Source organism: Streptomyces sp. NPDC048514, assembly GCF_043199955.1.
GTDB lineage: Bacteria > Actinomycetota > Actinomycetes > Streptomycetales > Streptomycetaceae > Streptomyces.
In genome coordinates this window covers 222,691-248,702 of record NZ_JBICWT010000008.1, presented here as the reverse complement: position 1 = coordinate 248,702, position 26,012 = coordinate 222,691, and the positions used below count along the sequence as shown (strand labels likewise).

At 71.7% G+C, this 26,012-nt stretch carries 19 protein-coding genes and 2 tRNA genes; 17 read left to right on the top strand and 4 right to left on the bottom strand.

Annotation, left to right across the window (positions count from 1 at the left end):
• Nucleotides 1-8 precede the first annotated feature (8 nt).
• The 6 genes from ACGFT2_RS19650 to ACGFT2_RS19625 all read left to right on the top strand — a co-directional run bounded on the left by ACGFT2_RS19650 (nucleotide 9) and on the right by ACGFT2_RS19625 (nucleotide 4,015).
• Nucleotides 9-1,835, top strand: coding sequence for an LCP family protein (locus tag ACGFT2_RS19650; RefSeq protein WP_393279636.1), 1,827 nt, complete (start codon nucleotides 9-11; stop codon nucleotides 1,833-1,835).
• 101 nt (nucleotides 1,836-1,936) lie between these two features.
• On the top strand, nucleotides 1,937-2,383 hold the full coding sequence (gene rsfS / locus ACGFT2_RS19645) for a ribosome silencing factor (RefSeq protein WP_393279634.1): 447 nt from the start codon (nucleotides 1,937-1,939) through the stop codon (nucleotides 2,381-2,383).
• A complete protein-coding gene (locus tag ACGFT2_RS19640) occupies nucleotides 2,380-3,048 on the top strand; it encodes a histidine phosphatase family protein (protein ID WP_393279632.1) in 669 nt (222 codons plus the stop codon). The genes rsfS and ACGFT2_RS19640 overlap by 4 nt, the downstream gene beginning before the upstream one ends.
• Before the next feature lie 92 nt (nucleotides 3,049-3,140).
• Nucleotides 3,141-3,213: transfer RNA gene (locus ACGFT2_RS19635), tRNA-Ala, on the top strand.
• A 391-nt stretch (nucleotides 3,214-3,604) separates the two neighbouring features.
• Entirely contained in the window at nucleotides 3,605-3,778 is a 174-nt protein-coding gene (locus tag ACGFT2_RS19630; RefSeq protein ID WP_393279629.1) for a hypothetical protein, read from the top strand.
• Nucleotides 3,779-3,781: 3 nt separating this feature from the next.
• Nucleotides 3,782-4,015, top strand: a complete 234-nt coding sequence (locus ACGFT2_RS19625; RefSeq protein WP_006136074.1) for a hypothetical protein — start codon at nucleotides 3,782-3,784, stop codon at nucleotides 4,013-4,015.
• Here ACGFT2_RS19625 and ACGFT2_RS19620 read toward each other — a convergent pair.
• Nucleotides 4,005-5,225: a glycosyltransferase 87 family protein gene (locus tag ACGFT2_RS19620; protein ID WP_393279626.1), complete on the bottom strand. Its 1,221-nt coding sequence runs from the start codon at nucleotides 5,223-5,225 to the stop codon at nucleotides 4,005-4,007. The genes ACGFT2_RS19625 and ACGFT2_RS19620 overlap by 11 nt on opposite strands.
• A 102-nt stretch (nucleotides 5,226-5,327) precedes the next feature.
• Between ACGFT2_RS19620 and ACGFT2_RS19615 the strand changes: the two genes are divergently transcribed.
• Nucleotides 5,328-5,400: transfer RNA gene (locus tag ACGFT2_RS19615), tRNA-Ala, on the top strand.
• A 185-nt stretch (nucleotides 5,401-5,585) separates the two neighbouring features.
• On the opposite strand, the gene ACGFT2_RS19610 is transcribed toward ACGFT2_RS19615, so the two are convergent.
• Both ACGFT2_RS19610 and ACGFT2_RS19605 read right to left on the bottom strand, forming a co-directional pair.
• Complete coding sequence (locus ACGFT2_RS19610) at nucleotides 5,586-7,196, bottom strand: NADH-ubiquinone oxidoreductase-F iron-sulfur binding region domain-containing protein (RefSeq protein ID WP_393279623.1); 1,611 nt, start codon at nucleotides 7,194-7,196, stop codon at nucleotides 5,586-5,588.
• Complete coding sequence (locus ACGFT2_RS19605) at nucleotides 7,193-8,539, bottom strand: cytochrome b/b6 domain-containing protein (RefSeq protein WP_393279621.1); 1,347 nt, start codon at nucleotides 8,537-8,539, stop codon at nucleotides 7,193-7,195. Before ACGFT2_RS19605 ends, ACGFT2_RS19610 begins: the two co-directional genes overlap by 4 nt.
• Nucleotides 8,540-8,943: 404 nt before the next feature.
• Here ACGFT2_RS19605 and leuS point away from each other — a divergent pair, with 404 nt between their 5' ends.
• The 8 genes from leuS to holA all read left to right on the top strand — a co-directional run bounded on the left by leuS (nucleotide 8,944) and on the right by holA (nucleotide 20,949).
• Nucleotides 8,944-11,826 (top strand): leucine--tRNA ligase, encoded by a 2,883-nt coding sequence (gene leuS / locus ACGFT2_RS19600; protein WP_393279619.1) that lies wholly within the window; start codon nucleotides 8,944-8,946, stop codon nucleotides 11,824-11,826.
• A gap of 262 nt (nucleotides 11,827-12,088) precedes the next feature.
• Nucleotides 12,089-12,808 (top strand): hypothetical protein, encoded by a 720-nt coding sequence (locus ACGFT2_RS19595; RefSeq protein ID WP_393279616.1) that lies wholly within the window; start codon nucleotides 12,089-12,091, stop codon nucleotides 12,806-12,808.
• Between the two features lie 74 nt (nucleotides 12,809-12,882).
• Nucleotides 12,883-13,728, top strand: coding sequence for a DegV family protein (locus tag ACGFT2_RS19590; protein WP_393279614.1), 846 nt, complete (start codon nucleotides 12,883-12,885; stop codon nucleotides 13,726-13,728).
• A 590-nt stretch (nucleotides 13,729-14,318) separates the two neighbouring features.
• A complete protein-coding gene (locus ACGFT2_RS19585) occupies nucleotides 14,319-15,062 on the top strand; it encodes a helix-hairpin-helix domain-containing protein (protein WP_393279611.1) in 744 nt (247 codons plus the stop codon).
• Nucleotides 15,063-15,499: 437 nt separating this feature from the next.
• Complete coding sequence (locus ACGFT2_RS19580; RefSeq protein WP_393280042.1) at nucleotides 15,500-17,908, top strand: ComEC/Rec2 family competence protein; 2,409 nt, start codon at nucleotides 15,500-15,502, stop codon at nucleotides 17,906-17,908.
• A 365-nt stretch (nucleotides 17,909-18,273) separates the two neighbouring features.
• Entirely contained in the window at nucleotides 18,274-19,140 is an 867-nt protein-coding gene (locus ACGFT2_RS19575) for an arylamine N-acetyltransferase (protein ID WP_393279609.1), read from the top strand.
• Between the two features lie 290 nt (nucleotides 19,141-19,430).
• Nucleotides 19,431-19,676, top strand: coding sequence for a hypothetical protein (locus tag ACGFT2_RS19570; RefSeq protein WP_393279606.1), 246 nt, complete (start codon nucleotides 19,431-19,433; stop codon nucleotides 19,674-19,676).
• A 283-nt stretch (nucleotides 19,677-19,959) separates the two neighbouring features.
• Nucleotides 19,960-20,949 (top strand): DNA polymerase III subunit delta, encoded by a 990-nt coding sequence (holA, locus tag ACGFT2_RS19565; protein WP_393279604.1) that lies wholly within the window; start codon nucleotides 19,960-19,962, stop codon nucleotides 20,947-20,949.
• A 294-nt stretch (nucleotides 20,950-21,243) separates the two neighbouring features.
• Here the strand turns inward: holA and rpsT are convergent, their stop codons facing one another.
• The gene (rpsT, locus tag ACGFT2_RS19560; RefSeq protein ID WP_393279601.1) at nucleotides 21,244-21,510 is read right to left on the bottom strand and encodes a 30S ribosomal protein S20; all 267 of its coding nucleotides are present in this window, start codon (nucleotides 21,508-21,510) and stop codon (nucleotides 21,244-21,246) included.
• Between the two features lie 226 nt (nucleotides 21,511-21,736).
• Between rpsT and lepA the strand changes: the two genes are divergently transcribed.
• Both lepA and ACGFT2_RS19550 read left to right on the top strand, forming a co-directional pair.
• The gene (gene lepA / locus ACGFT2_RS19555; RefSeq protein ID WP_393279598.1) at nucleotides 21,737-23,611 is read left to right on the top strand and encodes a translation elongation factor 4; all 1,875 of its coding nucleotides are present in this window, start codon (nucleotides 21,737-21,739) and stop codon (nucleotides 23,609-23,611) included.
• 271 nt (nucleotides 23,612-23,882) lie between these two features.
• Nucleotides 23,883-25,757, top strand: a complete 1,875-nt coding sequence (locus tag ACGFT2_RS19550) for an AMP-dependent synthetase/ligase (RefSeq protein WP_393279596.1) — start codon at nucleotides 23,883-23,885, stop codon at nucleotides 25,755-25,757.
• Nucleotides 25,758-26,012: the final 255 nt, after the last annotated feature.

Below are 26,012 nucleotides of genomic sequence, written 5' to 3'. Positions count from 1 at the left end.
GGGCACCGGTGAACGACCGATACGACGCGGGGGACGCCAGCTACGGCGCCGGCCCGTACGAACTCGTCGGCTACGACGAGTACGGCCGGCCCATGTACCGGCAGGCTCAGGCCCAGCAGGCCCAGCAGGCCCAGCAGGCGACCCACGACCCGTACCTCCAGCAGCAGGGTGGCTACGGCTACGACCCGTACGGCACCGGCCAGCAGCCGCCGGTGGACCCCTACGGCTCCACCCCGCAGGCCCCGGCCTACGACCCGTACGGCTCGCAGACCCCTTACGGCAGCCAGCCCCCGTACGGCTCCGGGTCCCCGCATGCCTCCGAGCCCGCGTATGACCCCTACGGCACCACCGCTCACGACGCCGCCTCCTACGACCCGTACGGGCAGACCGCGAGCAGCGGGCAGCAACCCCGGGTCGCCGAGCAGACCGCCTACATCCCGCAGCAGGCCGGCCCGGCGGAACAGGACGCGCACCCCCGGCACAGTCCGCGGCAGGGCGATCCGGCCAACCCGGCCAACCCGGCCAACCCGGGCGAGCCGGGAGATCCGGACGACCCGGACCAGCACACGGAGCAGTTCGCGTTCGTCGAGGAGCCGGACGGCGACTCCGAGGACGTCATCGACTGGCTGAAGTTCACCGAGAACCGCACCGAGCGCCGCGAGGAGGCCCGCCGCCGGGCCCGCGGCCGGATCGTCGCTCTCCTCGTCGTCCTCGCCCTCGTCGTCGTCGGTGGCGCCGGCTACCTGTGGTCCGCCGGAAAGCTGCCCGGTCTGTCCTCATCGGGCGCGAAGGACGGCACGGCCACGCCCGCCGCCGCCCAGAAGCGCGACGTGATCGTCGTCCACCTGCACAACACCGGCAAGGGCGGCACCTCCACGGCGCTGCTGGTCGACAACACCACCACCGAGCAGGGCACCACCGTCCTGCTGCCCAACTCCCTCGCGGTGAGCGGCGACGACGGCTCCACCACCACCCTCGCCAAGTCGGTCGACGGCGACGGCTCCTCCGGCACCCGCGACCAGCTCGACACCGTCCTCGGCACCGACATCCAGGGCACCTGGCGCCTGGACACCCCCTATCTGCAGAACCTCGTCGAGCTGGTCGGCGGCATCGAGGTCGACACCGACACCGACGTGCCCGACCCGGCCGTCAGGAAGAAGGGCGCGGCCCCCCTCGTCCACCGGGGCACCGGCCAGAGCCTCAGCGGCAAGATGGCCGTCGCCTATGCCACCTACCGCGCCGCCGGCGAGTCCGAGAACGCCCAGCTGAAGCGCTTCGGCCAGATCATGCAAGGCGTCCTGCGGAAGATGTCCTCCGACCCCTCCTCGGCCACCACCACCGTCCAGACGCTCGCGCAGATCCTGGACCCCTCGCTCACCGACAAGGACCTCGGCTCCTTCCTCGCCAAGCTCGCCGACCTCGCCAAGAGCGGTCACTACAAGACCGCCCTGCTGCCCGTGCAGACCGACGGCACGCTGAGCGCCGAGACCAGTGACAGCGTGGTCAAGGACATCCTCGGCGGCACCGCCAAGAGCCCCGTCGCCGGCTCCGCGCTCCGGGTCTCCGTCCAGAACGCCACCGGAGTGAAGGAGGACCTGGACAAGGCCCGCGTGGCGCTCCTCAACGGAGGCTTCACCTTCCGGGAGGGCGGCAGCGCCTCCGGGACCCGGACCGGCTCGCTGGTGACCTACTCGGACGCCTCCCACAAGGCGGACGCCGCGGAGGTGGCCAAGACCCTCGGCCTGCCCGCCGGCTCCGTGACGAAGGGAACCGTCTCCTCCGGTGCCGACGTCTCGGTCGTCCTCGGCGCCGACTACCGGCCCACCGCCTCCTGACGAGGGCCGGACCACCCCACGTGTCGCCGTAATCGCGTGGGGTGGTCCGGGCGGTCCGTGAGACCCTTGAAGACCAGTGACCGCCGACGGAAAGCCATGTAGTGACCGCCACCGACCGTTCCATTGAGCTCATCCACACCGCCGCCCAGGCAGCGGCCGACAAGCTCGCCCACGACGTCATCGCCTACGACGTCAGCGACGTGCTGTCGATCACGGACGCCTTCCTGCTGGCATCCGCGCCGAACGACCGCCAGGTCAAGGCCATCGTCGACGAGATCGAGGAGCGCCTGCAGAAGACCCTCGGCGCCAAGCCGGTGCGCCGCGAGGGCGACCGCGAGTCCCGCTGGATCCTGCTCGACTACGTCGACATCGTCGTCCACGTCCAGCACAGCGAGGAGCGTGTCTTCTACGCCCTGGAGCGGCTGTGGAAGGACTGCCCCGAGCTGGACCTGCCCGCCGACGCCAAGGCCACCCGTGGCAAGGCCGAGGAGCACGCCAAGCTGCAGGCCGCCGAGGCCGACCAGGAACCGGGCGGGGAGTGGCGATGAGCGCCACCGGCGAGGTGAGCGACCGCAGACCCCAGGGCCGCCGCGTCATTCTGTGGCGGCACGGCCAGACGTCGTGGAACGTCGAACGCCGATTCCAGGGCAGCACGGACGTCGAGCTGACCGAGACGGGCGTCGGGCAGGCCCGCCGCGCGGCCCGGCTGCTCGCCTCCCTGCGCCCCCACGCGATCGTCTCCTCGGACCTGCAGCGGGCCGCGGACACGGCCGCCGAGCTGGCCGCCCTCACCGGGCTCGACGTCACCCACGAGGAGGCCCTGCGCGAGACGTACGCGGGCGTCTGGCAGGGGCTGACGCACGAGGAGATCATCGCCCGCCACGGCGATGAGTACGCCGCCTGGAAGCGCGGCGAGCCGATCCGTCGCGGTGGCGGTGAGCTGGAGACCGAGGTCGCCGACCGCGCCGCCCCGGTCGTGCTGGCCCACACCGAGAAGCTGCCCGAGGACGGCACCCTCGTCGTCGTCAGCCACGGCGGCACCATCCGCACCACCATCGGCCGGCTCCTCGGCCTGGAGCCCCGGCACTGGGAGAGTCTCGGCGGTCTCTCCAACTGCTGCTGGTCCGTGCTGGGCGGGGGCGCCCGCGGCTGGCGCCTGCTCGAGCACAATGCGGGCACCCTCCCGGAGCCCGTCCTCGGCGACGACGACTGAGCGTCCCGAGGCCCCGGACCCCGGATTTCACTTTCCGGCTGGTCACAGGCTAAAGTTCTTCTTGTTCGCCCCGCCGAGCGGGAAGAACACCAGGGGCTATAGCTCAGTTGGTAGAGCGCCTGCATGGCATGCAGGAGGTCAGGAGTTCAATTCTCCTTAGCTCCACAGATCGACACTCTGTTGAGTTGTCAAAGATCGGTGACGAGAATCCCGTCCCTCGCAGGGGCGGGATTTTCCGTACCTCAACCCGTCACGGACAGTGAAGCACCCGCCACTGACACTCGCCCCGGTGGTCTGCCGGCGACGGTCGTCCGGCCGGGTCGGCTGAACGGCGTGGCGTCTTTCGGCACACTGTTCCTGACCGGCTTGAGTCACTCGGGGCCCGCGGTCGTATACCTCTGCGGAGGCGTTCTCGACGGGTGCCCGGGCGCAGGCCGGTGCGGCCGCGACAGGGGCCGTGTCCGGACTGGTACTGAGGCGTCGCTGACCGTATTGCTCCGGCCGTGGCAGAATCAAACGGCCGGAAGGGAGCGCGGCCCGACGGGAGGGAGTGGCGATGCCTGCGAGCATCCTCGAGGAGGGCGGCCTCCTCCTCGGTGCGGCGTTGATACGGGACACGGCCACCCGGCTCAGCTGCCCTTCCTGCGGTTCCGTGCACGTGGCCCAAGTACTCGGCGACAACGGCGGAATCTCCTACGTGTGCACGGCCTGCGGCCACAGCTGGAGCTGATCGATGGGTGCACACAGGCGAAAGTGCGACTGGTGCGGCAGTGGTACGCCCATCGTCCGGGACATGGAGCCGATCAACCCCGACTACCAGTACTGGTGCGAGGAATGCGCGCGGGCGCTGATCATAAAGGGCGACCCGATCGAGACGTACCGGGAACTGGAGGGCGAGCCGATCTACGGCCGCCTCCTCGAGGAGCACTGCACGCTCAAGAGGTTCTATTCCTTCGTCACGGCTTGACGCGGGCCGCTCCGGCACCGGGTCTCGGCAACGATGTCCATGCCAGCACGAGGAACAGCGCACCGACGCCCCCGTAAAGGGACAGCAACGTCAACTCCACGGCGTTCTGGTGCATTTCGGGGCGCCCGGGACCGTGGGGGACCCACCAGGGCACGTAGGAGCAGAACACCAGCAGCGAGCCAACGGCCGCCGCCCGGTGCCCGTGCGTCCACAACAGCAGGACCAGTGGCACGCACCACACCCAGTGGTGCGTCCAGGACACGGGGCTGATCAACAGCGCGGTGACCGCGCAGACGCACACCGCCCAGGCCCGCCGCCCCCGCAACTCCGCCGCCACGGCCACCGCGAGGCCCAGCGCGGCCGCCACGGCCGCACAGACGGCCCAGGGCGCTCCCGGGTCCGGCATGTGCAGAAGCCGGGCCAGGACGCCGCGCAGGGCCTGATTGGCGGTGTCCTCGGCGTGCCCGACCCGGCCCGTGCGGAAGACCATGTCCGTCCAGAACCGCCATGAGTCGTGCGGCAGGACGGCCGCCGCCAGCAGGGCCGCCCCGGCGAACGTGAGGGCCGCCCCGCGCGCGTGCCGCAGCCAGGGCCCCGGATCCCTGCCGCCCAGCCGGGCCGCGGCGGCCGTGAGGAGCAGGAACACCGGGAACAGCGCGGGCGTCAGCTTCACCGCGGCGGCCAGCCCGAGACCCACCCCGGCCCACCGGTCGCTGCGGCCGGCCGGGCGGCGGGACAGGTCCCACAGCACCAGGACCGCCAGCAGCAGGTTGACCTGGCCGTAGCGCAGGGTCGTCCAGACCGGCTCGCACCACACGGCCGGCGCGGCCACCCACCAGACGCTCTCCACGCGCGCGTGGCCGACGAGTTTCAGCGACAGCCGCACGAACGCCACCAGCAGCGCGAGGTTCCCGGCGGTGGCCAGCGCGCGCAGGGGAGCGGTGTCGAGCAGGGACAGCGGAGTGAACAGCAGGGCCGCGAACGGCGGGTAGGTGGTGGGCAGGTGCGCGGCCGTCGCCCGCAGCGCGTAGAGATCACCGCCGGCGCGCACGGTGGCACCCTCGGCCCGGTAGACCAGCAGGTCGATCATCGACACATGGGCGGCCCGTTGTGCGGCCCAGAAGGCAGCGAACGACACCAGGCACACCCCGAGGGCGACCGGTGCCCGGCGGGCTGCGGAGACGGCGATCACGGTCACGAAAGGTGACATTAGCGCCCGTACACGAGCAGAGCGGAAACCGATTTGGTACTGCGCCCCCGGGACCGTGTAATGTTGGCGTCGCCGCCGGGGAAACCGGGCGGACCAAAGCAAGGGGCTATAGCTCAGTTGGTAGAGCGCCTGCATGGCATGCAGGAGGTCAGGAGTTCAATTCTCCTTAGCTCCACAGAAATCGAAGGCGGATCATCCTGACGGATGGTCCGCCTTCGGCGTGTTCCGCACTCGGCACGGCGTACCGGACGGCGGCGTACCTGAGGGCCAGGCATGGCGAACGGCGACGTACCGGACGGCGACGCGTGGCGAACGGCGCGGGTGGGGCCCCGGATCGGGGACCCCACCCGCGTGGCGTGCTCAGCGGCCGAGCGCGCGCCGGCCGCGGCCCTGGGAGAGGACCGGCAGGTTGCGCGAGGGCGCCTGCCCACGCGTGTCCTCCTCCAGACGCAGGGCGAGCGCCGGGCAGCGGCGCACCGCGCGCAGCGCCTTCGCCTCCGCGTAGCGCGGCACCTGGGCCTGCGCCACGGTCGGGAAACCGTCCGCGCCCAGTTCGAAGACCTCCGGGAGGATGTCGGCGCACAGGCCGTGCCCCCGGCACAGCGTCCAGTCGACGTGGATCTTCTGGCGGCTGGCGCCGCTGTCCTCGGGCTCCGAGCCGCCCGGGATGCCCGTCGGGGCCCTGCCCCCCTCGAAGAGCGGCAGAACGCCCTCCACGGGCCGTCCGCAGCCGTTTCCGAGGACGTGGGCGGCCAGGTCGTCGGTGAACGCCTTGATGGTCGACTCCAGGAACATCGCCGAGCCGTCGGGGTGCGAACACGCCCCGCGCCGCTTGACGTTCTTCGCGACCTGCTTCAGTGCCTCCAGGGCGGCCGGTCCGCCGCCGTTGAGGATGTCCTCCAAGCCGCGCGCGGCGGCGGGCAGTCCGAGGTAGCAGGGGCCGCACTGGCCGGCGCTCTCCTCCGCCAGCCACTGGGCGACCCGCAGCGACTCGCCCAGCGGGCAGGTGTCCTGGCTGATCGGCAGGATCGCGCCCGCGCCCAGCGCACCGCCCACCGCGTCGAGGGAGTTGCGCGAGACGATCGCCTCGTCGACGGTCGCCGCGTCGATCCACTTGCCGTGGTAGCCCCCGGTCAGCACACCCTGCGGTACCGGCGGGGCACCCGCCAGCTGCAGGACGTAGCGCAGCGGTACGCCCGTCGGGACCTCGAGCACCATCGGGCGCGCGACCGCGCCGGAGACCGTCAGCATGACGGTGCCCGGCTCGTCGTACAGGCCGGTGTTGCCGTAGCGCTCCGGGCCGATGCGGGCGGCGATGGCCAGCTGCGCGAACGTCTCCGCGTTCGACAGCAGGGTCGGCGCGCCGCCGACGCCGGTCTGCGAGGCGCTGACCTTGCGGCCGGGCGGGATCGCCGGGCCGCCGTCGATCGAGCGGACCAGCGAGGCGGCGGCGCCGGTGACCATGCGTACCGGATTGCGCTGCACCCACGCGCGTAGCGCCGATCTACGGCTGTTGCTCAGGCCACGTTCGGAGAGCGCGGCCTCCATGGAGCGCTGCGTGGACTCGCGGGTGACACCGATCACGAGCGTGCGCGCGCCGAGCGCCTCGGCGCACAGGAGCGCGCCGTCCAGGATGAGGTGCGGGGCGCGGTTGATCAGCACCGTGTCCTTGCGGCAGGCGGGTTCGTCCTCGCTGCCGTTGACCACGACGACCGGCCGCACGCCGCGCTTGATCGCGGACTCGGCGACCGAGCGCAGCTTCTTGTGGAAGGGGAAGCCGGCGCCGCCCCTGCCCTTGAGGTTGATGCGCTCGGCGAGCTGGGCCAGCTGTTCGCCGCCCAGCGGGTCGAGCGGCCCGTGCACCTTCAGGTGCATGGGCAGGTCGAGCCGTTCCACAAGGTCGAAGCCCGACGTGAGCTGGGGAAGCCCGACCACGCGGACTTCGGGGACGTCGGGCAGGGCCTCGTTCACCTATAGCCTCCGGAAGGCATGTTCCAAGGTTCGCCCGAACCGGGCGCGTCGTACGAGGTGCCGGGGGTTGGTTCGGTGGCGGGACCGCTGTTGAACGTGTCACTCGGGTTGTACGTGCCGTAGAAGCCGTTTGTCTCACCGGTGTCGTACACGTCACTTCCGCCCCGGCCGGGCGTGCCCGGATCGCCGTACACCGGGATGGTGTATCCGGTGTCCTGGAGCGGGTCGTACGCGGACGGCGGGGCCTCGCCGACCGGCGGCGGGGACGGGATCGGCCAGCTGCCCGAGGTGCTCGAGGGGCCGTCCACGCGCGGGACGGCCTCCGTCGGCCGGAGATCCGACGGCAGGTCCATGCGCGCGGTCCGGCCGGCGGCGAACGGCTGCTGGGGCCGGCCCGGTGTGGAGACCGCGCGGTAGGCGGCCGCGAAGCCCGACGCGGGCTCCGCGGAGGGGGCCGCGGGGGACTGGTAGAGGGGAGCGGAGGGGAAGGCCGGCGAGTCCGCGGGCGGCTTCCTCCGTGCCCGGCGCCCTTCGTAGCCCGGCTGCTCACGGCGGCCTTCGTAGCCCGGCTGCTCACGGCGGCCTTCGTAACCCTGCTGGCCCGGGTCCCCGGCCCGGGAGCGGCTCGCGTCCAGTCCCTCGAGTCCCGGCCGTTCCGAGCTGCCGAACAGCGCCACCAGCCGGTCGGCGACCTTGCGCTTGACCGGGCGCGGGGCGGCGCGCAGCGCGAGGGCGCCCATCACGCCGAGCAGGGACAGGCTGTACAGGATCACGAAGACCGGCTTGGCCGCGCGACCCGCGTAGAGGCCGTGGAGGAGCGCGGCGCACCAGGCCGGATAGGCCAGCATGTGCATGGCACGCCAGCGGGCGGCGACCGGGGCCGGGGCGGCGAAGTTGCTGCGCAGGGCGCCCGTGATGCCGACGAAGACCATCAGCAGGCCCGCCAGGGAGCCCAGGCCGATCAGCCCGCCGATGCCGGTGACGCCGAGCGAGAACGGGATGATCGCCGCGATCAGCTGGGTGTGGCCGAGGGCGATCTTCGTGGTGATGTGGAGCAGCAGGAACGCGATGGAGGCGACGGCGGTCGTCCGGTGCACCGCCTGGCCGACGATCCGCTGCCGGGTGTTCAGGAAGATCCGGTCCTGGGCGAACAGGCCCCAGATCACCGAGCAGCTGAGCGAGACGAGAGACAGCACGCCCGCGCCGAAGTTCAGGAATTCGCGGAACTGGCTGCCTCCGACCAGCACGGCCACGGGTATCAGCAGCAGGACGACAGCGGATGCCACCCCATAGGCCGAGCGGCCCGGTTTGGGGAGCGAGCTGGTACTACGACGAGGGTTCATGGGGGCAACTCCGAGCAGTTTCGGGAAAGCGGTCCCGCTGCCGAACTCTAAGTGGCGCCATACCGATCAGTACGGGGGTTTGAGTTATTGCGTTGTTATCAACGGACAATGTGACTGTGGCGATGCCCCTTAGGGGGCGGTACGCGAAGTAAGTTTTGACCTTGGTTCAGTTTCTGTGTGGTTCGTGACATGTCCACTAGGCATACGGAAGCGCGTCGCGGCTTGCTCAAGGCCTGCGGTACCCTAACGCCATGCGTGCCGTACGCCTTCTGCTTAGCGGGCCGCGCTGATCAGCACCGACCCCCCGGTCCAGCCGTGAGGTCGGCATCGGCGCGGCGTCCCCTCCTGTGCGAGGGGATTTTTCGTTTCCGCAGGCAGAGACGATCGATGGAGCTTTGAGGATCATGAGCGAGACGAACCCCGCTGCCGCCGCCGCTACGTCGGCGGAGGCCGCGCCGCACCGCTACACGGCCGGCATGGCGGCCGACATCGAGGCACGCTGGCAGGACTTCTGGGACGCCGACGGCACCTACGCGGCGCCGAACCCCAAGGGTGACCTGGCGGGCGACCCCGAGCTGGTCGCCAGGCCCAAGAAGTTCATCATGGACATGTTCCCCTACCCTTCCGGTGCGGGCCTGCACGTCGGTCACCCGCTGGGCTACATCGCCACCGACGTCTACGCCCGGTTCCAGCGCATGACCGGCCACAACGTCCTGCACACCCTGGGCTTCGACGCCTTCGGCCTGCCCGCCGAGCAGTACGCGGTGCAGACCGGCACGCACCCGCGCGTGTCCACCGAGGCCAACATCGAGAACATGAAGGCCCAGCTGCGCCGGCTGGGCCTGGGCCACGACAAGCGCCGGTCCTTCGCGACGATCGACCCGGACTACTACAAGTGGACCCAGTGGATCTTCCTGCAGATCTTCAACTCCTGGTATGACGAGGACGCGAAGAAGGCCCGCCCGATCGCCGAGCTGATCGCCCGGTTCGAGTCCGGTGAGCGGCCGGTCCCGGGCACCACGCGCGCGTGGAGCGAGCTGAGCGGCCCCGAGCGCGCCGAGATCCTGGGCGAGTACCGCCTGGCCTACGCCTCCGACGCGCCGGTCAACTGGTGCCCCGGCCTGGGCACCGTGCTGGCCAACGAGGAGGTCACCGCCGACGGCCGCTCCGAGCGCGGCAACTTCCCCGTCTTCAAGGCCAAGCTGCGCCAGTGGAACATGCGCATCACCGCCTACGCCGACCGGCTGCTGGAGGACCTGGAGGAGCTGGACTGGCCCGAGGCCATCAAGCTGCAGCAGCGCAACTGGATCGGCCGCAGCGAGGGCGCCCGCGTCGACTTCCCGATCGACGGCGAGCACATCACGGTCTTCACCACCCGCCCGGACACCCTGTTCGGCGCCACCTACATGGTGCTGGCGCCCGAGCACCCGCTGGTCGAGAAGTTCACGCCCGGCGCCTGGCCCGAGGGCACGCACGAGGTGTGGACCGGCGGACACGCCACCCCGGCCGAGGCCGTCGCCGCCTACCGCGCGCAGGCCGCCTCGAAGTCCGACGTCGAGCGCCAGGCCGAGGCCAAGGACAAGACCGGCGTCTTCACCGGCGCCTTCGCGACCAACCCGGTCAACGGCGAGCAGGTCCCGGTCTTCATCGCCGACTATGTGCTGATGGGCTACGGAACCGGCGCGATCATGGCCGTTCCCGCGCACGACACCCGCGACTTCGCCTTCGCCCGCGCCTTCGAACTGCCGATCCGCTGCGTCGTCGAGCCGACCGACGGCCGCGGCACCGACACCACCGCCTGGGACGACGCGTTCGCCTCCTACGACGCGAAGATCGTGAACTCGCGCGGCGAGGGCGTCTCCCTGGACGGTCTGGGCGTGGCCGAGGCCAAGGCCCGCATCACCGAGTGGCTGCAGGACGCGGGCATCGGCGAGGGCACCGTCAACTTCCGGCTGCGCGACTGGCTGTTCAGCCGCCAGCGCTACTGGGGCGAGCCCTTCCCGATCGTCTACGACGAGGACGGCGTCGCCCACGCGCTGCCCGAGTCGATGCTGCCGCTGGAGCTGCCGGAGGTCGAGGACTACAGCCCGCGCACCTTCGACCCGGACGACGCCGACACCCAGCCCGAGACGCCGCTGTCGCGCAACGAGGACTGGGTCAACGTCACCCTGGACCTGGGCGACGGGCCGAAGAAGTACCGCCGCGAGACCAACACCATGCCCAACTGGGCCGGTTCCTGCTGGTACGAGTTCCGCTACCTGGACCCGCACAACGACGGCAAGCTGGTCGACCCGGAGATCGAGCAGTACTGGATGGGCCCGCGCGAGGGCCAGCCGCACGGCGGTGTCGACCTGTACGTCGGCGGTGCCGAGCACGCCGTGCTCCACCTGCTGTACGCGCGCTTCTGGTCCAAGGTCCTGTTCGACCTGGGCCACGTCTCCTCCGTGGAGCCGTTCCACAAGCTGTTCAACCAGGGCATGATCCAGGCCTACGTCTACCGCGACAGCCGCGGTATCGCGGTGCCGGCCGCCGAGGTCGAGGAGCGCGACGGCGCCTACTACCAACAGGGCGAGAAGGTCAGCCGCCTGCTGGGCAAGATGGGCAAGTCCCTGAAGAACGCGGTGACCCCGGACGAGATCGCCGCCGAGTACGGCGCCGACACCCTGCGCCTGTACGAGATGGCCATGGGCCCGCTGGACGTCTCCCGCCCGTGGGACACGCGCGCGGTGGTCGGCCAGTTCCGGCTGCTGCAGCGGCTGTGGCGCAACATCGTCGACGAGGACACCGGCGAGGTCACCGTCACCGACGCCGAGCCCGGCGAGGAGGCCCTGCGCGCGCTGCACAAGGCGATCGACGGCGTCCGCCAGGACCTGGAGGGCCTGCGCTTCAACACCGCCATCGCCAAGGTCACCGAGCTGAACAACCACCTGACCAAGGCCGGCGGCGCCCTGCCGCGGTCCGTGGCCGAGCCCCTGGTGCTGATGATCGCGCCGCTGGCTCCGCACATCGCCGAGGAGCTGTGGCGCAAGCTGGGCCGCACCGAGTCGGTCGTCCACCAGGACTTCCCGGTCGCCGACCCCCGTTACGTGGTGGACGAGACCGTCACCTGCGTCGTGCAGATCAAGGGCAAGGTCAAGGCCCGCCTGGAGGTGCCGCCGGCCATCTCCGAGGAGGAGCTGGAGAAGGTGGCGCTGTCCGACGAGAAGGTCGTCGCGGCGCTGGACGGCGCCGGCATCCGCAAGGTGATCGTGCGGGCACCGAAGCTGGTGAACATCGTCACGGCGTGACGTCCGGGCGCGTTCGGGACGCCGGTGCGACGCCGGTGCGACGCCGGTGCGACGCCGGTGCGACGCCGGTGCGACGCCGTCGGGACGCTGGTGGGGCGCCGTCGGGTTGCCGGTGGGGTGCTGCCGGGATCCCGGTGGGAACCGGCGTCGGGGTGGTCCCCTACGGGCAGGTTCGGGGTTCTTCCGGAACTCCGGGCCTGCCCGCTGCGTTTACCGTGGAGAGCACAGCGGCTTGTGCCGTGCCGGCCCGAGGAGGAGCGTCATGGAAGTGGTGCTGACCGTGTTCGCCCTGCTCTTCTTGCTCTTCATCGGCCTGGGCGCCTACGCCACGGTCAAGGCGGTCGGCGCAGCCAAGCGCGGCGTGGACCGGACGATCGCGCAGGCCCGCCGCACGGTCGAGGACCACACCCTGCGCGCCAAGTCCTTCGCCCAGCCCGGCCCGGCCGGCGAGATCGCCCAGCTCCGGCTCGCGTTGCGCACGTCCATGCGCGCCACCCAGGACGCGCTGCACGCGGGCGCGGCCGAGGACGAGTCGCTGAAGGAGTCCCTCGGCCTGTTCGAGCGGCTCAGCACGCACGGCCACGAGCTGGACGCGGACCTCAGGCGCCTGGAGTCCGAGCCGGACCGGGCCACCCTCGCCGCACACCTGCCCGCGCTGCGTGGCCGCACCGAGCGCATCACCAAGTCCGCCGATGCGCTGCGCTGGGCCGTCCGGGACCGGGCGCGCCGCTTCGCCGACGACGATCTGGGATCGCTCAGCTCCCAGATAGACATCGAAGCCGACGCCCTGCGGCACTGGACCCGGGCCGGGAGCTTCCCGGCGCCCCCTCAGCGGGACGCCCGCACCGACGGACCGGCAGAGCGGCAGCACGGGACCGACTCCCACGCCGCCGAGGAGCCGGCTCCCCAGGCGATCACCTCCCCGCCGCCGCGCCCCGCTCACCCCTGGCAGAAGAAGCCCCGCCCCGAGAGCACCACCTGACCGGGAATCGGGCCGGGCCGGCACTTCAGGGGCCGGGCTGCAGCACGAGCGGTACGGCAGGTAACCTCCAGCTCATGTCCCGCCATGTCGCGATCGTCACCGATTCAACGGCCTACCTGCCGCCGCGGACGATGGAGCGTCACGGCATCACAGCGGTGCCCCTGACCGTGGTGCTCGGCGACCGGGCGCTCGAAGAGGGCACCGAGATCTCGACCCGCTCGTTGGCCCAGGCGTTGCAGAAGCGGCGTTCCGTCACCACCTCCCGGCCCAGCCCGCAGGTCTTCGCCGAGACCTATCGCAAGGTCGCCGAGGCCGGTGCGACCGGCATCGTCTCCCTGCACCTGTCCGCGGAGCTGTCCGGTACCTATGACGCGGCGGTCCTCGCGGCGCGTGAGGTACCGGTGCCCGTACGGGTCGTGGACACCGGGATGGTCGCGATGGCCCTCGGATTCTGCGCGCTCTCGGCCGCCGAGGTGGCGGAGGCCGGCGGCACGGTGGACGAGGCCGTCACGGCCGCCGAGAAACGGGCGGGGGGCACGTCCGCCTACTTCTACGTCGACACGCTCGACTATCTGCGCCGTGGCGGCCGGATCGGTGCCGCGCAGGCTCTGCTCGGCTCCGCACTCGCCGTCAAACCGCTGCTCCAGCTGGACGGCGGCCGCATCGAGCTGCTCGAGAAGGTCCGTACGGCGTCCAAGGCCATCGCCCGGCTGGAGGAGATCGCCGCCGAGCGGGCGGGCAGCGCGGAGGTCGACATCGCCGTCCACCATCTCGCCGCCCCGGAGCGCGCCGCCGCACTCGCCGACCGGCTGCGGGTACGGGTGCCGGGCCTGGCCGATCTGCATGTGAGCGAGGTCGGAGCGGTGATCGGGGCGCACACGGGGCCGGGGCTGCTGGGAGCTGTGGTCTCGCCCCGCTGAGGGTGGCCGCATCCCCCTTTCCGGCTCCAGGTTTCACTCGTCCGGGTGGCGGATTTTTCCACAACCGGGCGGTTCTCCCCGGGAATTGACCAAGATCATCGCGATTCGGCGAGATGTTCCATCCTCGTCGCATGGCACTTCGATCACGTTCCCGCACAGCCACTCCGACCAGCGGCCCCGGCCGCGGGCCCACCTCCGACGGCCGCGTCCGCAATCGCCGCGGCACCGGGCATCCCCGCGGCATCGGGCACCCTCGCGGCGCCGGGCATCGTCGCGGCGCCGAGGACCGTCGGGGCACCGTCCGTCGCCGCGCCGGTCACCGCCCGACCGCATCCGCGGAGGAACTGCGCCGCCGGGCGGAACTCCTCTTCGGGGAACACGCCGTGCACCGACGGGAGTCGGGAAACGGGCCACCGGCAACCACCGCGGCACCAGGACCGATGGTGACGGCAGAGCCCGAATCGAGGGCAACCGGGACTCCGCCGGAGCCGGACGTACCGGCCGCGACGGTGACTTCGTCCGAGCCGGACGTACCGACAACGACAGCGACTTCGTCGGAGCCGGACGTACCGGCCGTAAAGGCGACTCCGGTGGAGCCGGATGCACTGGCCGGACCGGACTGGCGGGAGCGGGCCGGTCTGGCGGTGCGCGAGCGGATGCCGGTGTGGTTGCAGGCACGGTGCGGGGTGGAGCGGCGGGGAGTCGTGGCGCTGGCCGTGGTGCTCGTGTTGGCGTCCGCGTTCGCCGTGCAGCACTTCTGGACCGGCCGCCCGCAGTCCGTGAGCGCCCCTCGAGTGGTGCGTGCCGAGTCCTCCTTCACCCAGCGGCACGAAGACGCGAAGGAGAACGCCTCGGCGGGTGCCGCGATGGGCACTTCGGCGACACCGGGTGGGGAGATCGTCGTGGACGTCGGCGGCAAGGTCCGTAAACCGGGCATCCTGCGGTTGCCGGCCGGTTCCCGGGTGGCCGACGCGCTGCGGGCGGCGGGCGGCATCCGTCCGGGAGCGAGTTCCCAGGGCCTCAACCGGGCCCGGTTCCTCGTCGACGGCGAACAGGTCCTCGTCGGCGTATCCGCCACCGCGCCCGTCTCACCCGGCCAGCTGGGCGGGGCGGCCGCCGGGCCGGCGGGCGCCGGCGCCACGGCCCCGGTCTCCCTCAACACGGCGACCGCGGACCAGCTCGACACCTTGCCCGGAGTCGGTCCCGTCCTGGCTCAGCACATCATCGACTACCGCGGCCGGCACGGCGGTTTCCGCTCGGTGGACGAACTCCGCGAGGTGAACGGCATCGGCGACCGCCGCTTCACCGATCTCCGGGATCTGGTACGGCCATGAGCCGCGTGCCCGACGAAGTCGCGGCCCCCGGCCCCGAGCCGGACGAGCGCGGAAGAGCGCGCGATCGGGCGGCTCCCCTGGACCTGCGCCTGGTGCCGGCCGCCCTGGCTGTCTGGGCCACGGCGGCGCTCACGCTGGACGCACCGTGCGGCTGCACCGTGGGGATCGCGGCCTGCTGCCTGATCGGCGGGATCCTCCTGCTGTCGGTGCGGCGGACCGGACGGCGCGGGCTGATCGCCGGGAGGAGTGCGCCGACCACCGAGCCCACCGTCGAGCCGGACTCCCAGCCGGAGCCCGGGCCGGAGCCGGAGCCCGAACCCGGGCCGGAGCCGGGGCCGGAGCCCGAGTCCGACTCCGCACGCGGCCGGTTCACCTGGGCGCGCCCGTCGGTCGCCGCCGTGCTGCTCTGCATCGCCGCGTCCGCAGCCTCCGCCGGGATGCACGGCTCGGACGTGCGGCGCGGACCGGTGCCCGAGCTGGCCCGGCGGTTCACGACCGTGACCGCCGAGGTCGAACTGAGCGGCGACCCCTGGCTGAGCCGTCCGAGGGTGCGCGGTGATCACGCGGCGCCTGTGGCCGTGCTCGTCCGCGCGGAGGTGCGGAGGGTCGAGACAGCCGGCGGAAGGAACGTGCGGACACGGACTCCGGTCCTGCTGGTGGTCGACGCGGACGTGCCGGCTCCGCGGGACAGTGCCGTGCGCGACGGGGACCCGAAGCAGCCACCGGCCCCGGCTGCCGGGGGCGCGCCGAGCGGGCTGGTCGCGGGAAGCGCGGAGGCGCGGGGTGTGCCGGTCCCGGCTGTGCCGGGGGGTGGGGATGGACGAGGAGCGCCGGCGTCGGCCGTTCGCGGGGCGGGGGGTGGGCGTGCCGCCTGGCTGGGGCTGTTGCCGTCCACACGGCTGCGGGTGGGCGGCCGGCTGGCGCCTGCCGTGGCGGGCGGTGACCGGACCGCGGCCGTGCTGCGGGTGCGCGGCCGGCCGGGTCCGCGGATCGTGGCGGGGCCGGACGGGCCGCAGCGGCTCGCGGGGCGGCTCAGGGCGGGGCTGCGCGAAGCGACCGACGGTCTGCGGGCGGATGCGCGGGCACTGCTTCCCGGGCTGGTCGTCGGGGACACCTCACGGATCACCCCCGAGCTGGACGAGGCTTTCAAGGAGACGGACCTGGCGCACACGCTCGCCGTCTCCGGCAGCAACCTCACCGTCCTGCTCGCCCTGCTCCTCGGACCACCCGGCCTGGCCCAGCGGGCCGAACGGCGGGGCCTCGCCCGGCGCCTGGGGCTCTCCCTGCGGGCGACCGCCGTGTCGGCGGGAGCGCTGACGCTGGGATTCGTCATCGTGTGCCGGCCCGACCCCAGTGTGCTGCGGGCCGCCGCCTGCGGGGCGGTCGCCCTGCTCGCCCTGGCCACCGGGCGGCGCAGATCCCTCGTCCCGGCGCTGGCCACGGCCGTACTCCTGCTGGTGCTGTACGACCCCTGGCTGGCCCGCAGTTACGGCTTCCTGCTCTCCGTGCTGGCCACCGGCGCGCTGCTGGTCCTGGCGCCGGGCTGGAGCGAGGCGTTGCGGCGGCGCCGGGTGCCACCGCGGCTCGCCGAGGCACTCGGGGCGGCCGCCGCCGCGCAGGCCGTGTGCGCACCGGTGGTGGCGGTGCTGTCGGCCCGGGTGAGCCTCGTGGCGGTGCCCTGCAATCTGCTGGCCGAGGTGGCGGTGGCGCCGGCCACGGTACTGGGGTTCGCGGCGCTCACCACGGCACCGCTGGTGATGCCGGTCGCCAAGGTGCTGGCGTGGTGCGCGAGTTGGCCGGCCGGGTGGATCGCCCAGGTGGCCCGGACCGGGGCGGCGCTGCCCGGCGCGGGGGTGGACTGGCCGGGGAGCTGGGCGGGAGCGCTGTCGCTCGCGGTGGTCACGGTGGCCGTCGTTGCGGTCGGGAGGAGGCTGCTGCGGCACCCGTGGTGGTGCGGTCTGCTCGGGGTGGTGCTCCTGCTGGCGGTCGTACGGCCGGCGCCCCTGACCCGGGTGCTCACGGGGTGGCCGCCACCGGGGTGGCGGTTCGCGATGTGCGATGTCGGGCAGGGCGACGCGACCGTGCTCGCGGCGGGGGAGGGGACCGCGGTGGTCGTGGACGCCGGGCCGGACCCGGCGCCGGTCGACCACTGTCTGCGGCAGTTGGGCATCACGCGCATCCCTCTGCTCGTCCTCACCCACTTCCATGCCGACCATGTGGCGGGCCTGCCCGGGGTGCTGCGGGGCCGCTCGGTGGCCGAGATCGAGACGACGGGTTTCGAGGAACCGGCGGAGCAGGCCGAGTCCGTCAGAAGGCAGGCGGCCGAACGGCACATCCCGGTCACGCGGGCCGCCGCGGGGGAGGAACGGCGCTCCGGCCCGCTGTCCTGGCGCGTCCTGTGGCCCCCGCCGAACGGAAGAGCGTCAGCGGGTGCACAGGCGCCGCCGGGCGGCACCCTGCCGGAATCGGACGGACCGAACGACGCGAGCGTCGCGCTGCTCGTCCGCGCGGGAGGACTGCGGTTGCTGCTGCTCGGTGACCTCGAACCCCCCGCTCAGCAGGCGCTGTCGAGAACCCCGGCGGCTGCCGGGCTGGCCGGCGTGGACGTCCTGAAAGTGGCCCATCACGGCTCGGCCTACCAGGACCCGGAGCTGATACGGCTCGTGGCACCCAGAGTGGCCCTGATCTCCGCCGGCGCCGGCAACCCCTACGGGCACCCGGCACCGTCGACCGTCGCCGCGCTGCGTGCCGGAGGCGCGACGGTGCTGCGCACCGACCGGGACGGAGCGCTCGCCGTCGGGGGGACCGGAGGGGCGGGAGGGGAGGTGCGGGTGGCCAGAGAGTGAGGAGGAGTGAGCCACGGCCCTGCTTCGGGTACCTGGCGGGTCTCCGGAGTGGCCGGCCGCCAGCTGGCGGCGCCTCGAGAGGGGCCGTCTGTGAGAGCGGCGGGGCTCGGGAGCGGTCGTCTGTGAGAGCGGCGGGGTTCGGGAGCGGTCGTTTTCGGGCTCGGCGGGGCTTTCGGGAGGGGCCGTCTGTGAGAGCGGCGGGGCTCGGGAGCGGTCGTCTGTGAGGCCGGCGGGGCTCGAGAGCGGTCGTTTTCGGGCTCGGCGGGGCTTTCGGGAGGGGCCGTCTGTGAGAGCGGCGGGGTTCGGGAGCGGTCGTCTGTGAGGCCGGCGGGGTTCCGGGGTGGTCGTTCGCCGAGACTGGGGGCATGAACTCTGCACAGGCCGATGCCTATCTCCTGCGTCTCGGGGCGGCGCGCCCGCAGCGGCCCACCAGCGAGGCCCTGCGAGAACTGCACCTGCGCCACCTGCGGACCGTGCCCTTCGAGAACCTCTCGATCCACCTCGGGGAGGAGATCGTGCTGGAGGAGAAGCGGCTGCTGGACAAGGTGACGGGAAGCCGGCGCGGCGGCTTCTGCTACGAACTCAACGGGGCCTTCGCAGCGTTGCTCACCGCCCTCGGCTATGAGGTGGAGCTGTTCGCGGGACGGGTGTACGACGAGGAGGGGCGGACCGGGATCCCCTACGACCACCTCGCGCTCGGGGTGCGTACGGCGGACGGGGAGACCTGGCTCGCCGACGTGGGGTTCGGGGCCCACAGCCACTACCCGCTCGCCTTCGCGGAGCGCGGGGAGCAGGACGATCCGGGCGGGAGGTTCCGCCTGGTGGAGGCGGGGCCCGACGCGGCGGGGGCGCGAGGCGGAGATGACGGGGCGGGTTCGCGGGGCGGCCGGGGCGCGGTGGATGCCGGAGACCTGGACGTCCTACGGAACGGCAAGCCGCAGTACCGGCTGGAGACGCGGCCCCGGGTGCTCGGTGACTTCGTGGCCGGTGCCTGGTGGCACAGCACCTCACCGCTGTCGCACTTCACCCGCTCGCTGGTCTGCTCACGGATCACCGGAGACGGAGGGAGGATCACGCTCGGTGGGCGCACGCTGACGACGACGGCAGCCGACGGAGAGCGCGAGAAACGGGAGTTGGAGACGGACGAGGAGGTGCTGGCGGTGTACCGGGAGCGGTTCGGCATCGAGTTGGACCGGGTACCGGCTGTGCGGGATCAGAACGGTACTTCTTGAGTCGGCGCCGCTCGGCTCCGGACGTCGGCTCGGCTCGGCTCCGCTCGGCTGGCTCGGCTTCGGACGTCGGCTCCGCTCGGCTCGGCCCGGCCCCGGCGCCGAGCCGGCTCAGCCCTGGACGCCGAGCCGGCTCAGCCCTGGACGCCGAGTCGGCTCACCCCTGGATGCCGGCTCAGCTCCGGACGCCGACGCGGCTCAGTCCAGGCCCCCCCCGCCTCCCGCCCCCGCCCCCCGGCCGCAGGCGCCCGCCCTCTCCGCTCGGCCTGCCCCCGGTGCCGGAGAATGGCCCCGTGAGCGATGTGAGACACGTGCTGGTGCTGCCCGATCGCGATGCCGCCGAGGAGGCGGCCGCGGCGCTCGGGGAGCGGTTCGGCATCGACGAGGAGCCCCGGCTCGTCCGGGACGCGCTGGCCGGTGAGGACGACGCCGAGGACGCCCAGTGGCTGGTGGTCCTGCGGGACGAGGAGCAGCGGCTGGATCCGGCGGGGCTGGACGAGTTCGCGGGCGAGTGGGACGGCTGGCGCGAGGAGCCCTGATCTGGGACGGGCTCGGTGGGATCCGTGGACGGGCTCGGTGGTCCTGATCCGGGACGGACTTCGCTGCCCTGATCCGGGACGGGCTCGGTGGGATCCGGGACGGACTTCGCTGCCCTGATCCGGGACGGACTTCCGCTGCACTGGTCCGGGATGGACTCCGGGTGCCCTGATCCTGAGAAGAACCCCGGATGCGCTGACCCTGATACGGGCTCCGGGTGCGGTCCGGGGCCGGTCGGGGCCCGCGGCCCGTTCGTTGTCGGTGGTGCGTGGGATGCTGAAGGCGATGGCCAGGAAAACTGCGAATGACGACCCTCTCGCCCCGGTGACGCTCGCCGTGGGCCAGGAGGACCTCCTGCTCGACCGTGCCGTGCAGGAGGTGGTGGCCGCCGCCAAGGCCGCCGACGCCGACACGGACGTACGCGACCTCACCTCGGACCAGGTGCAGCCCGGCACGCTCGCCGAGCTGACCAGTCCGTCGCTCTTCGCCGAGCGGAAAGTCGTGGTCGTACGCAACGCGCAGGACCTGTCCGCCGACACGGTCAAGGACGTGAAGGCGTACCTCGGATCGCCCGCGGAGGAGATCACGCTCGTGCTGCTGCATGCCGGCGGCGCCAAGGGCAAGGGACTGCTGGACGCCGCGCGCAAGGCGGGGGCGCGGGAGGTGGCCTGCCCGAAGATGACCAAGCCGGCGGACCGGCTGGCCTTCGTTCGGGGGGAGTTCCGTTCGTCCGGGCGGTCGGCGACGCCCGAGGCGTGCCAGGTGCTCTGCGACGCGATCGGCAGTGACCTGCGGGAGCTGGCCTCGGCGGTTTCCCAGCTGGTCGCCGACGTGGAGGGGACGATCGACGAGGCCGTCGTCGGGCGGTACTACACGGGCCGCGCCGAGGCCTCCAGCTTCACGGTCGCCGACCGGGCCGTGGAGGGGCGGACGGCGGAGGCGCTGGAGGCGCTCAGATGGTCGCTGTCGACGGGCGTGGCGCCGGTACTGATCACCAGCGCGCTGGCGCAAGGGGTGCGGGCGATCGGGAAGCTCTCCTCCGCGCGTGGCGGACGCCCGGCCGACCTGGCTCGCGAGCTGGGTATGCCGCCGTGGAAGATCGACCGGGTCCGGCAGCAGATGCGGGGCTGGACTCCCGACGGCGTCGCGGTGGCGATGCGCGCGGTCGCCGAGGCCGACGCGGGCGTGAAGGGCGGCGGTGACGACCCCGGGTACGCGCTGGAGAAGGCGGTCGTGACGATCGCCCGGGCCGCGCGGTCCAGGGGCCGCGGCTGATCCGGTTACCCGACGGCGCTGGACGTATGCCGAAGGCGCCGCATGTCGAAGGCGCCGCATGTCGAAGGCGCCCTAGGTCGAAAGGCGCCCTAGGTCGAAAGGCGCCGCATGCCGAAGGCCCTGCCGTCCCCCTTGGGGAAGGGGAGCGGCAGGGCCTCGGTTCAAGCTGTTCAAGCTGTCGGATCCGCGCCCGCGTGGCGAACGCAGGCCGCGCGCGGTTCCTGGGGTGCCGGTCGGGAGCGGATGAGAGAGGGCCCGCCCTGGGTCCTTCCGGCGATCAGATCAAAAAGGGTTTCAGCCCTTGAGAGCGATGACCTTGGAAGCAAGCGCCGACTTCTTGTTGGCGGCCTGGTTCTTGTGGATGACACCCTTGGAGACGGCCTTGTCGAGCGCACGCGCGGCAGCGCGCTGCAGCTCGGTCGCCTTCTCCACGTCACCCGCGGCAGCGGCCTCACGGGCCTTGCGGATCGCGGTCTTCAGGGAGGACTTGACGGCCTTGTTGCGCAGCCGGGCCTTCTCGTTGGTCTTGATCCGCTTGATCTGGGACTTGATGTTCGCCACGAAGGAGCCTTTTCAGGTTCAGGCGCGGAACCGCTCGGGTCCCGTGCCGGTGATCCAAAATTTCTCGGACGTGCCTCGCGCTGAGAGGGCATGAGGCACAGCCATCTACAGTACCAGTGGCCCTGCGAGCGGCCCAAAACGGTCCCCGGTCCGTCCCCGTGGGACGATGGAGACTACGTATCGATCCGACCCGAGGCATAAGGCGCCTCAAGAGACAGGACCCTGCGTGCCCGCGACCCCTAACAATGTGCCCGAGCCGAGCCGTACCGCCCCGGCTCTGATCCGCAACTTCTGCATCATCGCGCACATCGACCACGGCAAGTCCACGCTCGCCGACCGGATGCTCCAGCTGACCGGCGTGGTCGAGCAGCGGCAGATGCGTGCTCAGTACCTCGACCGGATGGACATCGAGCGCGAGCGCGGCATCACGATCAAGTCCCAGGCGGTGCGTCTGCCCTGGGCCCCGACCGAGGGCCCCGACCAGGGCGCGACCCACATCCTCAACATGATCGACACCCCGGGGCACGTCGACTTCACCTACGAGGTCTCGCGGTCGCTGGCCGCCTGTGAGGGGACCATCCTCCTCGTCGACGCCGCCCAGGGCATCGAGGCGCAGACCCTCGCCAACCTGTACCTGGCGATGGAGAACGACCTCGCGATCATCCCGGTGCTGAACAAGATCGACCTGCCGGCCGCGCAGCCGGAGAAGTTCGCCGAGGAGCTGGCGAACCTGGTCGGCTGTGACCCCGACGACGTGCTGCGGGTCTCCGCCAAGACGGGTGTCGGCGTCGACGCGCTGCTGAACAGGGTCGTCCGGGACGTGCCCGCGCCGGTCGGTGTCGCCGACGCGCCCGCCCGAGCGATGATCTTCGACTCGGTCTACGACTCGTACCGGGGCGTGGTGACCTACGTCCGTGTCATCGACGGCCAGCTCAACAAGCGTGAGCGCATCCGCATGATGTCGACGAACGCCACCCACGAACTGCTGGAGATCGGCACCAACTCGCCGGAGATGCTGCCCGCCGACGGACTGGGCGTGGGCGAGGTGGGCTATCTCATCACCGGCGTGAAGGACGTCCGCCAGTCCAAGGTCGGTGACACCATCACCAGCCTGCACAAGGGGGCCACGGAGGCGCTCGGCGGGTACAAGGACCCCAAGCCGATGGTCTTCTCGGGTCTGTATCCGCTGGACGGCTCCGACTACCCCGAGCTGCGCGACGCCCTGGACAAGCTGCAGCTCAACGACGCCGCGCTGGTCTACGAGCCGGAGACCTCCGCCGCCCTCGGCTTCGGCTTCCGGGTCGGCTTCCTGGGCCTGCTGCACCTGGACGTGATCCGGGAGCGGCTGGAGCGCGAGTTCGGGCTCGACCTGATCGCCACCGCCCCGAACGTGGTGTACCGCGTGCTCATGGAGGACGGCACCGAGCACACGGTCACCAACCCGAGCGAGTTCCCCGAGGGGAAGATCGACGAGGTGTACGAGCCGGTCGTGCGCGCCACCATCCTGGCGCCGAGCGAGTTCATCGGCTCGATCATGGAGCTGTGCCAGACCCGGCGCGGCACCCTGCTCGGCATGGACTACCTCTCCGAGGACCGGGTCGAGATCCGCTACACGCTCCCCCTCGCGGAGATCGTCTTCGACTTCTTCGACCAGCTGAAGTCCAAAACGCGCGGCTACGCCTCACTCGACTACGAGCCCACCGGTGAGCAGACCTCCAGCCTCGTCAAGGTCGACATCCTGCTGCACGGCGACAAGGTGGACGCCTTCTCGGCGATCACCCACAAGGACGCGGCGTACGCGTACGGCGTGCGGCTGGTGGCCAAGCTGCGCGAGCTGATCCCGCGGCAGGCCTTCGAGGTGCCCATCCAGGCGGCCGTGGGCTCGCGGGTCATCGCCCGCGAGACCATCCGCGCCATCCGCAAGGACGTCCTCGCCAAGTGCTACGGCGGTGACATCTCGCGTAAGCGCAAGCTGCTGGAGAAGCAGAAGGAAGGCAAGAAGCGGATGAAGATGGTGGGTTCCGTGGAGGTTCCGCAGGAGGCCTTCATCGCCGTCCTGTCCAGCGATGACAGCGCGGGGTCGGGCAAGGGCAAGAAGTAACCACCGGTAACAAACGGTGACGGCCGGGTTACCGCCGTAACCGGGCACAAGGGGGCTCGTCGTGCGAAAGTGCGACGGGCCCCTACGCGTGCGTAACGTCGCTCTGAGTGGAAAGTGACAGGCCGAAGCCCCTTACGCAGCGGCCGGTCGCGGCTTACTCTGAACCCTGCTCGATAGTTACTCGCGAGTTAAACAACAGATCCTGAAGCACACCGTGAGTTAACCCAGCCGCACCGAGTCAGCCGCACCGCAGCGGGCCCCGGAGGATGTCGTGACCGACGCACAGACCCTGATCGAGAACCGTCCGCCGTCCGTGGCGGCCCTCTTCCTGGAGCGCGTGGCGGCGACACCGGACGCCGAGGCCTACCGCTATCCCGTCCCGTCCGCCTCCGGTGACGGCCCGGACGACTGGAAGTCGCTCAGCTGGGCCCAGGCCGCGGACCGGGTGTACGCCATCGCGGCCGGCCTCATCGAGCTGGGTGTACAGCCGGAGCAGCGGGTGGCGCTCGCCTCCTCGACCCGCGTCGAGTGGATCCTCGCCGACCTCGGCATCATGTGCGGCGGCGGCGCGACCACGACCATCTACCCGCAGACCAACGCCGACGAGTCGGCGTTCATCCTCGCCGACTCCGAGAGCCGGGTGCTGATCGCCGAGGACGCGGCCCAGGTCGCCAAGGCGATCGAGAAGCGCGCCGAGCTGCCCGACCTGGCCAAGATCGTCGTCATCGACCCGGCGGGCGCGGAGACCGGCGACTGGGTGATCACCCTCGCGGAACTGGAGCGGCGCGGCGCCGCCTACCTGGAGCAGCACCCCCAGCTGATCAAGGAGCGGGTCGGCGCGATCGCCAAGGACCAGCTCGCCACCCTCATCTACACCTCCGGCACCACCGGCCGCCCCAAGGGCGTGCGCCTGCCGCACGACAACTGGTCGTACATGGCGAAGGCGATCGCGTCCACCGGGCTGCTCGGCGCCGACGACGTGCAGTACCTGTGGCTGCCGCTCGCCCACGTCTTCGGCAAGGTCCTCACCTCCGGCCAGATCGAGGTCGGGCACGTCACCGCCGTCGACGGCCGCGTGGACAAGATCATCGAGAACCTTCCGGTGGTGCAGCCGACGTACATGGCGGCCGTCCCGCGGATCTTCGAGAAGGTCTACAACGGCGTCGCGGCCAAGGCCCGCGAGGGTGGTGCGGCCAAGTACAAGATCTTCCAGTGGGCCGCCGAGGTGTCCCGCGAGTACGCCAAGGTCACGCAGGACAACTTCCGCCGCACCGGCACCGCCTCGGCGCCCTTCGGCCTGGCCGCCCGGCACAAGGTCGCCGACACCCTGGTCTACGGCAAGCTCCGCGAGGCCTTCGGCGGCCGGCTGCGCGCCTGTGTCTCCGGCGCCTCCGCGTTGGCTCCGGAGATCGGCTACTTCTTCGCCGGCGCCGGCATCCACATCCTGGAGGGCTACGGCCTCACCGAGTCCTCCGCGGCCTCCTTCGTCAACCCCGGCGAGGCCTACCGCACCGGCACGGTCGGCAAGCCGCTGCCCGGCACCGAGGTGCGGATCGCCGAGGACGGCGAGATCCTGCTGCGCGGTCCCGGCATCATGGACGGCTACCACAGGCTGCCCGAGAAGACCGCCGAGGTGCTGGAGTCCGACGGCTGGTTCCACACCGGCGACATCGGCGAGCTGTCGCCCGACGGCTATCTGCGCATCACCGACCGGAAGAAGGACCTGATCAAGACCTCCGGCGGCAAGTACGTCGCCCCTGCCGAGGTCGAGGGGCAGTTCAAGGCGGTGTGCCCGTACGTCTCCAACATCCTCGTGCACGGCGCCGACCGGAACTACTGCACCGCCCTGATCGCCCTGGACGAACTCGCGATCCAGGACTGGGCGAAGGAGAACGGCCTGGCGGGCAAGCCGTACGCCGAGATCGTCGCGGCGCCGCAGACGGTCGAGCTGGTCGACGGTTACGTCCAGCGGCTCAACGCCGGTCTCCAGCGCTGGCAGACGATCAAGAAGTTCCGCCTGCTGCCGCGGGACCTCGACGTCGAGCACGGCGAGATCACGCCGAGCCTGAAGCTGAAGCGGCCCGTCGTGGAGCGGGAGTACAAGGGCCTCATCGACGAGATGTACGCGGGGTCGCGGGAGGCCTAGCACGTTCGGAGGGGCGCCGGCACGCTCCCGGCTCTTGGGAGGGGGCCACGCTCTGGGAGGGGTGCCGGCACGGTGTCGCACTGGCGCCGGCACCTGCTCGACGAGGTGCCGGCGTGCTCGCGAGGGGTCGGCACCCGGGCGAAGGAACGCCGGCACCCTCGCGGAAGGGGTGGCGGCAGGGTCTCCGAGGGTGGCGGGGGATCGGCGGTGGCCGCGGGTCGTCCGTAGTGAATCGCGTGGTCACCTGCACCCCTT